The organism is Micromonospora sp. RL09-050-HVF-A, from assembly GCF_019374995.1.
Classification (GTDB): domain Bacteria; phylum Actinomycetota; class Actinomycetes; order Mycobacteriales; family Micromonosporaceae; genus Micromonospora; species Micromonospora antibiotica.
Genome location: NZ_JAGKQP010000002.1, coordinates 5,832,265 through 5,844,452 on the forward strand (window position 1 = coordinate 5,832,265; position 12,188 = coordinate 5,844,452).

Sequence of the window (12,188 nt, forward strand, 5' to 3'; positions counted from 1 at the left end):
GGGCGGTACGACGTGGGTGCCGGACACGCGCACGTGCTCTACCGGGACACCCCCTCCCCGGTGCACCGGCTGGCGCCCGAGGTGAAGATCGCCGCGATGGTGCTGTTCACCATCGCCGTGGTGGCCACCCCGCGCGAGGCGTTCTGGGCCTTCGGCGGGTACGCCGTGCTGGTCGCCGTCGTCGCCGCACTGGCCCGGGTCGGCCCGCGCTGGCTGCTGCTGCGCGCCACGATCGAGGTGCCGTTCGTGCTGTTCGCGGTCGCCCTGCCGTTCCTCGGGGCGGGCGCGCGCACGGAGTTCGTTGGGTTGAGCCTGTCGGTGGACGGCCTGCACGGGGCGTGGAACATCGTCGCCAAGGGCACCCTGGGGGTGCTCGCGTCGCTGCTGCTGGCCGCCACGACCACCACCCGGGACCTGATCGTCGGCCTGGACCGGCTGCGCTGCCCGCAGATCATCACCCAGATCGCCACGTTCATGCTGCGCTACCTCGACGTGCTGGTCGGTGAGGCCCGCCGGATGCGGGTGGCCCGGATCTCCCGGGGCGACGACCCGCGTTTCCTGTGGCAGTTGCGCGGCTTCGCCGCCGGGGTGGGCGCGTTGTTCCTGCGGGCCTTCGAACGTGGTGAGCGGGTCTACCTGGCGATGCTCTCCCGGGGCTACACGGGGCGGATGCCGGCGGTCTGGCAGGGGTCCGGCGCGGCGACCGCCGGGCAGTGGGTGGCGGCGGCCACGGTGCCGCTGGTGGCGGTGACGATCGCCGCCACCGCCGTCGTCCTGACATGATCGGGTACGTGCAGACCGCTGTCTCCCTCGACGTCCGTGGCGTCCGGTACGCGTACCCGGACGGTCACGTCGCCCTGGCCGGGGTGGACCTGGCCGTGCCGCGCGGTGGGCGGGTGGCCCTGCTCGGCCCGAACGGCGCCGGCAAGACCACGCTGGTGCTGCACCTCAACGGCATCCTCACCCCGACCGAGGGGGTGGTGAGCGTGGGTGGGCTGACGGTGTCCCGGGACCGGGACACCCTGGCCGAGATCCGTCGCCGGGTGGGCATCGTCTTCCAGGACCCGGACGATCAGCTCTTCCTGCCCACGGTGGCCGAGGACGTGGCGTTCGGCCCGGCCAACCTGGGGTTGCGCGGGGCCGAGCTGGCCGCGCGGGTGGATGAGGCGCTGACCGCGGTGGGGATGGCCGAGCACCGGGACCGGGCACCGCACCACCTGTCGTTCGGGCAGCGTCGTCGGGTGGCGGTGGCCACCGTGCTGGCGATGCGCCCGGAGATCCTGGTCCTCGACGAGCCGTCGTCCAACCTGGACCCGGCGGCCCGCCGGGAGCTGGCCGGGATCCTGCGTGCCCTGCCGGTGACCCTGCTGATGGTCACCCACGACCTGCCCTACGCGGCGGAGCTGTGCGAGCGGGCGGTCATCCTGGACGCCGGCCGGATCGTCGCCGACGCCCCCACCGCCGACCTGCTCGCCGACGCGGAGCTGCTCTCCCGCCACCGCCTGGAACTGCCCTACGGCTTCCACCCCCGACCGATCGGCTGACCAGCGCCGACAGGCGACCCCCCCCCGCGCTGCGGTGGGGGCGGGTTCGGTGCCGGCCGGCGGGGCCCACCGGCGGCGGCTCGGGTCCCGGGCCGGACGGCGACGGGGCACCCCGGGTCGCCGGTCAGGTCCGGGCCGGGTCGGCGGCGGGTCGGGGCGCGGCGGCGCGGGTGGCGGCGTGCAGCCGGAGCAGGCCGGCGGCGACCGCGCCGACCCCGGCTACCAGCACCCCGGTCAGCAGCACCCGCGCGACGCCGCCGGACCAGGGCGCGGGGGCGACGGCGCGGGACAGCACGGTCAGGTTGGCGACGCCGACGACGAGGGTGAGGCACGCCCCGGCCAGCGCGAGCACGAAGTCGGCGGCGGGCCGGCGGGCCAACGCCCACCCCCCGGCGGCCACCGCACCCAGCCCGGTCAGCAGCGGCCAGAGCTGCCCGGCGGCCAGCCCGAGCAGCACCCCGCCGACGCCCTGCGCCCCGGCGTCCAGCTCCCGGCCCAGCACCAGGGCGACGGCGGCGGCACCACCGAGGGCGAGCACCGCGCCGACGCCGCGCAGCGCCCGGGTCCCCGCGCCGGTGCCGGCCGGCAGCAGCCCCGCCGCGCCGACCAGCAGGACGCCGAGGGTGGCGGCCACCCACCACGGGTACGGGTCCGGCGGCGGCACCCAGTCGAGGGTGCCGCGCAGCTCGACCGGTTCGTCGCCGTCGCGCAACGGCACCGTCCAGTCGCGGACCCGGTGCTCCCGGCCCGGGTCGGCGGCCACCGGGGCGGGCACCCCGGTCTCCCGCCACAGGGCCCGCTGGTCGTGCCAGCGGATCCGCCTGTCGTCGCCGATCCGACGCCACTGCGGGGCGGCGGCCGGGTCGGCGGTGGCGGGCAGCGCGGTGTCCCCGGCCAGGGTGCGGTTGAGGTACGTGGCGGGGGAGCGGACGTTCTCGTACACCCCGCCCGGCCCGACCCGCAGGTACGGCTCCCCGGAGTAGCCGATCACCTCGACGTCCCGGTCGGAGTGGTTGACCAGTTCCAGCCGGGCACCCGCCTCGACGGCCCGCGCGGTCAGCCCCGACCGGGCCGGGGTGATCCCCGTCACCGTGGTGCGGTAGTCGGTGCCGTCGGGGGCGTCCGCCCCGTGCGCGTACGCCGGTGCGGCGCAGCCGATCAGGCCGAGCAGTACGGCGGCGAGCAGCAGGACGGCCCGCCGCAGGGGTGCCGGGGTCACTTGCCGGCCGCCTCCACCGCTGCGGTGATGCCGGCCGGGCTGCGGTCGGACACGGCGGTGCCGTTCACCTTGAGGGTCGGGGTGCCGGTGACCCCGTCCTTGCTGGCGTCTTCGGTGACGTGTTCGGTCCACGCCGTGTACGTGCCGTCCTTGACGCAGGAACCGAAGTCGTCCCTGTCGAGCCCGACGCCCGCGCCGATGTCGATCAACTGGTCGTTGCTCAGCCCGGCGCTGCCCTCCGGCGGCTGCTGGGCGAAGAGCGCGTCGGTGAACTCCTTGAACTTGCCGCCCTTGGCGGCGCAGCCGGACGCGGCCGAGGAGCGGGTGGAGTATTCGGTGGTGGAGAACCGGTTGAGGTAGGCGACCGGGTGGAAGACCACCTTGGCCTTGCCGGAGGAGACCAACTGGTTGATGGTCTCCCCGCTGGTCTGCTGGAACTCCTTGCAGACCGGGCAGAGGTAGTCCTCGTAGAGGTCGATGGTGACGGGCCCGGTGCCGAGCACGACGCCGGTGCCGGCGTCGTTCGCCCCGGGCGGTGCGGTGAAGGTGTCCGACTTCTGGCTGGAGTAGACGCTCCACCCGATCAGGCCGGCGATCACCAGCAGCACCACCGCGCCGGCGGAGGTCCAGAGGGTCCGCTTGCGGCGCTTCTCGCGGGCGAGCTGCTCGCGGACGACCCGCGCGGCCTGGTTGCGTTCCTTGCGACTACTCATCGTCGTCCTCCTCCACGGGTGGGTCGCCCGCGAGCCAGCCGTCCACCGAGTACGGGCTACGGGGCCAGATCAGCAGGAATCCGGCCAGCGCCAGGAATCCCAGGTCCCGGAGGATCTCCGGGAGGTAGCTCGGGGCCTGGCCGGCGGCGAGCTGCCCGCCGCTGCCGAAGCACCCGCAGTCGATGGCCAGGCCGCGCGCCCAGGCCGAGGCGATGCCGGCGATGAAGACCACCAGCAGCGCGGCGGAGATCCCGGCGCTCAGCCGGGTCGCCAGCCCGGCGAGCAGGAGCAGGCCCAGCGCCAGCTCCACGAACGGCAGCGCGGCCCCGATCGCCGTCGCCACCTGGTAGGGCATCACCTGGTACGCGTTGACGGCCCGTCCGGAGGCGGCCAGGTCACCGACCTTGGCCCCACCGGCGAACAGCCAGACGGCGGCCAGGCCGAGCCGGGCGGCGAGGCCGAGCCAGGGCCGGACGACGGGCCAACGGCCGGCGGGGGTACGCGCTGCGGTCACGCCCATTGGTCGTACCGCCCGGTCGGTGGGTTCCCCGGGGTGGGTGGTCGCCGGGTCGCCGGTGGCCAGTGGCCGGTCAGCGGGCCGTCACCGGTGGTGGTGGAGGGGGCGCGGTGGGCGGGGATCACGACTAGCCACGCTACGCGGCGTGGCGGGGAGGGGCAGGGTCCTTCGACCCTTTGAATGGTCCCGCTCACGCCGGGAACTTTTCCCCACCGCCGAACGACTACCCGTTCATGACGTCCCACCACCTACGGCAGGCGCCCCGGCCGCCGTGGACGCGCCGTGCCGTCGTGGGGTGGCCGGGTGGGCGTATCGGCCTCCGGTCAGCGAGCATGGCGGGATGAACGCCGTCGATCGTCGCTGGTTGGCCCGCGCGGGTGCCGCCGCCGGCCTGCTGATCACCCTCGTCGCCCTGTTGCTCGCCCCGGCCGGGCCGGCGAGCGCCCACGCCGTGTTGTCCAGCAGCAGCCCGGTGGCCTCGGCGGTGGTGCCGAGCGCCCCGTCGGAGGTGGTGCTGACGTTCAGCGAGTCGGTCCGCAAGGTGCCCGACAAGGTGCGGGTCATCGCCCCGGACGGTTCCCGGGCGGATCGGGGCGAACCCCGCTTCGAGGGCTCGGTGGTGACGATCGGGGTGGACCCGGCCGGACCGCAGGGCACCTACCTGGTCAGCTACCGGGTGATCTCCGCCGACAGCCACCCGGTGTCCGGTGCGTTCACCTACTCGGTGGGGGCGCCGTCGACGCCACCGACCGACGCCGGCTCGGACAGCCGGGCCGACCCGGTGGTCGGGGTCGGCGTGAAGGTGACGAAATACCTGGGGTACGGCGGTCTGCTGCTGGTGGTGGGTCCGGCGCTGGTGCTGGCCGCGCTCTGGCCGCTGCGGCTGTCCCGGCGGGGCCTGCCCGGCTGCTCTGGTCCGGGGTGGGGCTGCTCGCCGTCGCGACGGTGGCCGAGGTGTGGATGCAGGTGCCGTACACCGCCGGTGGGGGGTTGTTCGACGTCACCGGGGAGGGCCTGTCCGAGGTGCTGGGCAGCGGGTACGGCACCGCACACCTGATCCGGCTGGGCCTGCTGGCGGCGGCGGTGTTCCTGCTCCGGCCGCTGACCCGGGGGCCGGTGGGGCGTACCGACGGGATCATCCTGACCGGGCTGGGGGTGGCCGGGTTGTTCACCTGGCCGTTGGCCGGGCACCCGGCTGCCTCCCCGGCGCCGGCGGTGTCGGTGCTCGTCGACGCGGTGCACCTGGGCAGCATGGCGGTCTGGTTGGGCGGGCTGGTGATGCTGGCCGGGTTCCTGCTGCGCCGGGCCGACGAGCGGGAGCTGGGGGCGATCCTGCCGATCTGGTCCCGCTGGGCGGCGCTGGCGGTGGCGGCGTTGCTGCTGGCCGGCGTCGTGCAGGGGCTGATCGAGGTGGGCACCGTCGCGGCCCTCACCGGCACCACGTACGGCCGGCTGCTGCTCGCCAAGATCGGGCTGTTCGCGCTGGTGGTGGGGGTGGCCGCGTACTCCCGACAGTTGGTGCGACGGCGGACCGCGGCGGCCCGGCCGGTGCCGGTGCGGCGCGCGGTGTGGGTGGAGTTGGCGATCACCGCGGTGATCCTCGGCGTCACGGCGACCCTGGTGCAGACCCCGCCGGCCCGGACCGCCGTCGACGGTGGATCCGGCGCCGACGCCGGCTACTACTCGACCACGCTGACCAGCCCGCTCTTCTCGCTCCAGGTGGAGCTGGACCCGGCCGAGCGGGGCAACAACTCGATGCACCTGTACGCCTACACGCCGGACAACCGCCCGCAGCCGGTGGTGGAGTGGAAGGCCACCGCCGCGTTGCCCTCGGCCGGGGTGGAACCGATCGACATTCCGCTGCTCAAGCTCACCGACAACCACGCGACGGGGGAGTTCAGCTTCCCGTCGGCGGGCCAGTGGCAACTGCGTTTCACGGTCCGTACGTCCGACATCGACCAGGCCACGGTGACCGCCACCGTGCCGATCAAGTAAGGAAGGGCCCGTCCCCGATGATCCGTATCCGGCGCTCCGCATCCGCCGCCGCGCTCACCCTCGCCGCCATCACCGCCACGGTGCTCGGCTTCACCGGGCCGGCCGCGGCGCACGTCACGGTCAACCCGAAGGAGGCGACCCAGGGCGGCTACGGCCGGTTCGCCATCCGGGTGCCCAACGAGAGCGACACCGCCTCCACCGTCAAGATCGAGGTGAACCTGCCGGAGAACGCCCCGGTCGGCTCGGTCTCCACGATGCCGGTGCCCGGGTGGACGGTGGCGGTGGAGAAGCGCAAGGTGGACCCGCCGATCGAGGTGCACGGCAGCCAGCTCACCGAGGCGGTGTCCAAGCTGACCTGGACGGCCGCCGCCGGTGGGGGCGTCAAGCCTGGCGAGTTCCAGGAGTTCCCGATCTCGTTGGGTCCGCTGCCGCAGGTGGACAAGATGGTCCTCAAGACGCTCCAGACCTACTCCGACGGCAACGTGTCGCGCTGGATCGAGGAGCCCACGCCGGGCGCGGAGGAGCCGGAGAACCCGGCGCCGGTGCTGACCCTGACCGCGGCGGCCGGGTCGCCCTCGGCGGCCCCGGCGGCGGGTGCGCCGGCCGCGAAGGACGACGACGATGACGACGACTCGGGTTCGATCGCGGTCGTGCTGGGTGTCGTCGGTCTGCTGGCGGGGCTCGGTGGGCTGGCCCTCGGCGGGTTGGCCTTCGCCCGGACCCGGCGGGAGCCGACGCCGAAGTCCTGACCCGTTCCACCGCGCACCGGCCCGTCGGACCTGTCCGGCGGGCCGGACGCGTCGTGCGGTGGCGTCGGACGGGCGTGGACGCGGTGGCGTCGGACGGGCGTGGACGCGGTGGCGTCGGACGGGCGTGGACGCGGTGACGGCCCTCCGCGCTGCCGACGCGGAGGGCCGTCTTCACCGGGGGATCGGTGCGCTGCGAGCCATGACTGGCTGACACCAGATTACCGCTAAAAGTCGGATAGTGGAATATCTGTCCCTTTATGGGGTCGGTCGACCGGTCGACCGCCGCTCCCGTCGGACCGGCAGCAGCGCCAGCAGCAGCAGCGCCAGCAGCACGTACGCGTTGCGCAGCAGGAACTCCCAGGGGGTGTCCGTGCGGGCCGGCGCCACCCCCCAGTCGTAGAACGAGACCACCCCGTAGACGATCACCAGGCCGGTGCCGGTGGCGAGGGTGAGCAGCCGGCGACGGCGTCGCGCCCCCGCCTCGGTCTCCCGGTCGGCGTCGAGCGCGGCGTCCACCAGCACCACCACCGCCGGAATGAACCAGTAGATGTGGTGGGTCCAGGTGATCGGGCTGACCAGTCCGCCGACCAGTCCGGTGAGGGTGAGCCCGGTCAACCAGTCGCCGGCCGCGGCGGCCCGGGCCGCCCGCCACAGCCCGTACCCGAGGATCGCCACGACCAGCACCAGCCAGAGCAGCCGGTTCGGCTCCTGCGGCGCGTCGATCCGGCTGAGCAGCCCGAACAGCGACTGGTTGCCGGTGTAGTCGGTGCGCCCGACCCGGTCGGTGGCCCACAACTCGTGGGTCCAGAACCGCCACGAGTCGCGGGGGGCCACCGCGGCGGCCAGCAGCGTCGCTGCCGCCGCCGTGACACTCGCCACCACGGCCGCCCGCCAGCGCCGGGTCACCAGCAGGTAGACGATGAAGATGCCCGGAAAGAGCTTGAGCGCCGTGGCCAGCCCGACGCCCACCCCGGCCCACCGTCGCGCCTGCGGTACGGCGAAGAGCAGGTCGGCCAGGATCAGCACCACCAGCAGCATGTTGATCTGACCGAAGGTGATCGTCTCCCGGGTGCTCTCCACCGCGAAGACCAGCAGCACCGCCACGGTGAGCGCGAACGTCCGGTGCAGACCGTGCCGCTCGATCACCGGCAGCACCAGCCAGCGGGTGGTGACCACGACGGCGACGCAGGTCAGCACGGTGAAGATGACGATCGTCAGGCCCAGCGGCAGCACCCCGAACGGCCGCAACAGCAGGGCACTGAACGGCGGGTACGTGAAGTACAGCTCACCCTGCACCCGGTCGGGCTGCACGTAGTCGTAGAGCGGATGCCCGGACGCCCACCAGTCCATCGCCCGCATGTAGATCTTCAGGTCGAAGAAGTCGTGCACCAGGCCCGGCAGGTAGAGCGCCGGCAGCACGGCCGCCAACGCCACCACCGTGACGACCCGGCGGGCCGTACGGCTCCGCTGGTCCTCCGGGGCGTTGACGGGGGAAGCGACGGATTCGGCGGGCACGGGGAAACCCTAGCGGTCCCACCCCGCGACAGTGCCGAGGCGCGGGCACCTGGGCTGCGCGTAGTCTGTCCCGGTGGCTGACCTTCTCGTCTGGATCGACTGTGAGATGACCGGGCTCGACCTCGGTAGCGACAAGCTGATCGAGGTGGCCGCACTGGTCACCGACCCCGACCTCAACGTGCTGGGTGAGGGTGTGGACGTGGTCATCCACGCCGACGAGGCGGCCCTGGAGGCGATGCCGGAGGTCGTCCGCACCATGCACGCCAAATCGGGTCTCACCGAGGAGGTGCGCCGCTCCACCGTCACCCTCGCCGAGGCTGAGGACCTGGTCCTGGAGTACGTCACCAGCCACGTGAAGGACCCGCGTACCGCGCCGCTGTGCGGCAACTCGATCGCCACCGACCGGGGCTTCATCGCCCGGGACATGACCCGGCTCGACGCCCACCTGCACTACCGCATGATCGACGTGTCGTCGATCAAGGAACTGTGCCGGCGCTGGTACCCCCGGGTGTACTTCGGCCAGCCGCGCAAGGGGCTGGCGCACCGGGCCCTGGCCGACATCCAGGAGAGCATCCGGGAGTTGGAGTACTACCGGCGCACCCTGTTCGTGCCGCTGCCCGGCCCGGACGTCGAGACGGCGAAGGCGATCGCGGCACAGCTCTAGGCCGGTGCCGGCCGGCCGGCGGAACCCGCTGGACGGCCCCCGTCCGGGTGTGGCTATTATTAGTCCGCACCCGCCCGGGAAACCGGCGCGGACGGCATGGTGGCTGTAGCTCAGTTGGCAGAGCACCGGGTTGTGGTCCCGGTTGTCGTGGGTTCAATTCCCATCAGTCACCCGGTTGGTGGATCTGCTCCACCGCAGCTCAGGCCCCCTCAATCGAGGGGGCCTGAGTCGTTGTAGGGGGCCAGGGGCTGGCCCGGCGGGCAGCACACCCCGCACGCGGACCGGCCCCCGCCTGATGACGGGGGCCGGTCGTGGAAGATCGGCGTGGGCCGGTCGGTCAGGACCCGGCTGGCCGGCTGCGGTCGGTCAGGGCGTCGGTCAGGGCGTCGGCTCGGCGCTCGGCGTGGCGGTGGCCCCGTCGGGGGAGGCGTCGGTGTCCGGCTGCCCGGCGTCCGGGTCGTACGGCAGGGCGCTGCCCTTGACGTACTGGTCCCAGCTCATGTTCCAGTCGGTCCAGCCGTTGCCGTTCTGGAGCTTGCGTTCGGTGCCCTTGACCGTGATCGGGTCACCGATCTTGGTGTTGGCGAACAGCCAGGCACCGTCCTTCATCGACACGTTGACGCAGCCGTGCGACACGTTCGTGGTGCCCTGCTGACCCTCCGACCAGGGGGCGGCGTGGATGAACTCGCCACCCCAGGTGAGCCGCTGGGCATAGTCGATCTTGGTGCGGTAGCCCTCCTCCGGGCCCAGCTCCTCCATCGTGTCGAAGACCGTCTTGCGGAGCTTCTCGATCACCACCATCGTCCCGCTGGACGACGGGGTGCTCTTCTTGCCCAGGCTGACCGGGATCGTCTTGACGACCTTGCCGTCCTTGGTGACGGTCATCCGCTTGGTTTTGTTGTCGACCTGCATCACCACCGACGGGCCGACCTTGACGTCCACCGTCAGGTCGGACCGGCCGTACCAGCCGCCGCCCATCGGCAGCCCGCCGGCCCGCACCTGGTACGACACCGTGGTGCCCGACTGCCAGAACTCCTTGGGCCGGTAGCGGACCTCGGTGGGGCTGACCCAGTGCCAGACGCCCTCCTGGGCCGGGGTGCTGGTGACCGTCATCCGGCGCTGCACGTCGTCGCGGTAGTCCTCCGGCACGGCCCGACCGAACTTCACGATCAGCGGCATGGCCACCCCGACCACCTGGTTGTCACCGAGGAAGCTGGTGACCCGCACCTGCTTGTCCGGCTTGGCCATCACCGTGAAGGCACTGGTGGCCGTCGCCGGCTTGCCGTCCTCACCGGTCGCCGTCACCGTGGCGGTGTACTTCTCCCCGTACTCCAGGGTGCCGTCGGGGAGCCAGCTCGCGCCGTCCGCGGCGAGCTTGCCCTCGACGGCCTTGCCGGCGGCGTCGGTGAGCGCGACGGTGGTGTCCTTGGCATCCTTGGCGGTGAAGACGATGCCGGTGGAGGCCGGGACGTCGGTGGCGTCGGCCTTCGGTTCGGTGATCGTCGCGCTGGCCTTCGGCGCGGCCTCCTCGCCGCCGCCCTGCCAGCTCGACGGCTTGTCGCCGCCCGAGCCGGTGCAGGCGGAGGTGAGGGCCAGCGCCGCGGCGAGGACCCCCGCCGCGAGCACCCGGCGGCGACCGGTACGCCCGGTCAGGTGGTCCTGGACAACTCGCATGATTCCCTCACAGTCGTGGTCCCCGATGTCCCATCGTCCCTCACAGACGCGGCGGCACGCCCGTCGGTTGCGAAGGGTGAACTGAAACACGCCGCCGAGCGGGGTGCGATGACGATGGGTCACCGGCCCGTGCCGCTCCGGGTCGGCGACCTGCGTCGACCCGGAGCGGAGGTCAGACCAGCGGACCCGAGCCGCCCTGTGGAACCGGCAGCGCGCTGCCCTTGACGAACTCCGCCCAGGTCAGGCTCCACGCCGTCCACCCGTTACCCGCTTCGAGCTTGCGTGGGGTGCCCTTGACCGTGATCGGGTCGCCCACCTTCGTCTGGGAGAAGAGCCACCTGCCCATCGCCATCGACACGTTGACGCAGCCGTGCGAGACGTTGCGCCGACCCTGCACCCCCTCGGACCACGGTGCCGCGTGGATGTACTCGCCGCCCCAGGTCAGCCGCTGGGCGAAATCGATCTCGGTGCGGTACTGGTTGGCCGGGTCCGGCTCGTCCATCGTGTCGAAGACGGTCTTCTCCTTCTTCTCCATCACCACCATGGTGCCGCTGGAGGAGGGAGTGCTCTTCTTGCCCAGGCTGACCGGCAACGTCTTGATCAACTGGCCGCCCTGGAACACCTCCATCTGCTTGGTGGCGTTGTCCACCTTCATTTCGAAGGCCCGCCCGATCTTGGCGGTCGCCGACCGGTCCACGTTGCCGTACCGGCCGTTGCTCAGCGGAATCCCGGCCAGCGCGATCCGGACGCTCAGCGTCGTCCCCGGCTGCCAGTACTCCGGCCCCCGGTAGTACGCCTGGGTGCCGCTGGACACCCAGTGCCAGGCACCCGGCTGCGGCGGATCAGTCTTGACGAACATCCGCTTCTGGACGGCTGCCCGGTCCTTCTGCGGAATGCCCGGACTGAACTCGGCCACCACCGGCATGGCCACGCCGTAGGTCCGGTCGTCGAAGAGGTAGAGGCCGGAGCCGATCATCGAACTCGGCTTGGCCATCGTGGTGAACGTGCTCACCCCCTGCCGGGGCTGGCCGTCGGCACCGGTGCCGATCACCGTGGCCTTGTACTTCGTGCCGTACTTCAGTGCCGACGACGGCACCCAGGAACTGCCGTCCAGCCGCAGCTTCCCGCCGACCTGCTTGCCGTCACCCGTCGTCAGGGTGACCGAGGAGACCTTCCCGCCGCCCGGGAGGTCGGCGCTGATCTCGGTGCTGACCGGTCTGCCCTTCGCCCCGTCGGCCGGACTGACCGCCAGGCCGTCCGCCACCGGTGCCGACGGCGACGCTCCGCCGGACTGCGCCGGGGTCACCGCCTCGGCGCTGGGCGAAGCCCCGGTGCCGCCGACGAACTCGGCTTCCTTCTTCTGGTCGCCGCCGCAGCCGGCCAGAGCCAGCGACGCCGCCAGGACGAGAGCGCCCGCCATCGCCCCGCCCCGCGTGAACCTGCCCATCCCCACCTCTGTTCTCGCGTACCTGGCGGACATCGTGCCCCATGTCGGCCACCAGCTCGATGCCGGAAGCTCTCCGGCGGGGGGATCTGAAGCCTTTTGCCCGTTAAGCTCGCCCGAAGAGTGGAGCCGGGTATCGGATTGGAACCCCGCT

General features: G+C 72.6%; 10 protein-coding genes, 1 tRNA gene and 1 pseudogene. 6 read left to right on the forward strand and 6 right to left on the reverse strand.

Annotation, left to right across the window (positions count from 1 at the left end):
- Nucleotides 1-12 precede the first annotated feature (12 nt).
- The gene (cbiQ, locus tag J7462_RS25985) at nucleotides 13-783 is read left to right on the forward strand and encodes a cobalt ECF transporter T component CbiQ (protein WP_219467737.1); all 771 of its coding nucleotides are present in this window, start codon (nucleotides 13-15) and stop codon (nucleotides 781-783) included.
- On the forward strand, nucleotides 780-1,544 hold the full coding sequence (locus tag J7462_RS25990; protein WP_208567416.1) for an energy-coupling factor ABC transporter ATP-binding protein: 765 nt from the start codon (nucleotides 780-782) through the stop codon (nucleotides 1,542-1,544). The genes cbiQ and J7462_RS25990 overlap by 4 nt, the downstream gene beginning before the upstream one ends.
- Before the next feature lie 124 nt (nucleotides 1,545-1,668).
- On the opposite strand, the gene J7462_RS25995 is transcribed toward J7462_RS25990, so the two are convergent.
- From J7462_RS25995 to J7462_RS26005, 3 genes are read right to left on the reverse strand one after another with little or no spacing between them, the layout of a single operon-like run.
- Complete coding sequence (locus J7462_RS25995; protein WP_219467740.1) at nucleotides 1,669-2,763, reverse strand: hypothetical protein; 1,095 nt, start codon at nucleotides 2,761-2,763, stop codon at nucleotides 1,669-1,671.
- Nucleotides 2,760-3,476 (reverse strand): thioredoxin domain-containing protein, encoded by a 717-nt coding sequence (locus tag J7462_RS26000; RefSeq protein WP_219467742.1) that lies wholly within the window; start codon nucleotides 3,474-3,476, stop codon nucleotides 2,760-2,762. Before J7462_RS26000 ends, J7462_RS25995 begins: the two co-directional genes overlap by 4 nt.
- Nucleotides 3,469-3,996 carry a MauE/DoxX family redox-associated membrane protein gene (locus J7462_RS26005; protein ID WP_219467745.1) on the reverse strand — a complete coding sequence of 176 codons (528 nt, stop codon included), beginning with the start codon at nucleotides 3,994-3,996 and terminating at the stop codon, nucleotides 3,469-3,471. The genes J7462_RS26000 and J7462_RS26005 overlap by 8 nt, the downstream gene beginning before the upstream one ends.
- A 337-nt stretch (nucleotides 3,997-4,333) precedes the next feature.
- Here J7462_RS26005 and J7462_RS26010 point away from each other — a divergent pair.
- Nucleotides 4,334-5,988: pseudogene (locus J7462_RS26010) on the forward strand (copper resistance CopC/CopD family protein).
- 17 nt (nucleotides 5,989-6,005) lie between these two features.
- On the forward strand, nucleotides 6,006-6,737 hold the full coding sequence (locus J7462_RS26015) for a YcnI family protein (RefSeq protein ID WP_219467748.1): 732 nt from the start codon (nucleotides 6,006-6,008) through the stop codon (nucleotides 6,735-6,737).
- Nucleotides 6,738-6,992: 255 nt separating this feature from the next.
- Here J7462_RS26015 and J7462_RS26020 read toward each other — a convergent pair whose 3' ends face one another.
- Nucleotides 6,993-8,252, reverse strand: coding sequence for a glycosyltransferase family 87 protein (locus tag J7462_RS26020; protein ID WP_219467751.1), 1,260 nt, complete (start codon nucleotides 8,250-8,252; stop codon nucleotides 6,993-6,995).
- 73 nt (nucleotides 8,253-8,325) lie between these two features.
- Between J7462_RS26020 and orn the strand changes: the two genes are divergently transcribed.
- Nucleotides 8,326-8,916 (forward strand): oligoribonuclease, encoded by a 591-nt coding sequence (gene orn, locus J7462_RS26025; protein ID WP_091251653.1) that lies wholly within the window; start codon nucleotides 8,326-8,328, stop codon nucleotides 8,914-8,916.
- A gap of 99 nt (nucleotides 8,917-9,015) precedes the next feature.
- Nucleotides 9,016-9,088 (forward strand) — tRNA-His (locus J7462_RS26030).
- 206 nt (nucleotides 9,089-9,294) lie between these two features.
- Here J7462_RS26030 and J7462_RS26035 read toward each other — a convergent pair.
- A complete protein-coding gene (locus J7462_RS26035; RefSeq protein WP_219467753.1) occupies nucleotides 9,295-10,590 on the reverse strand; it encodes an Ig-like domain-containing protein in 1,296 nt (431 codons plus the stop codon).
- A 172-nt stretch (nucleotides 10,591-10,762) separates the two neighbouring features.
- A complete protein-coding gene (locus J7462_RS26040; protein ID WP_219467756.1) occupies nucleotides 10,763-12,037 on the reverse strand; it encodes an Ig-like domain-containing protein in 1,275 nt (424 codons plus the stop codon).
- Between the last annotated feature and the right edge of the window lie 151 nt (nucleotides 12,038-12,188).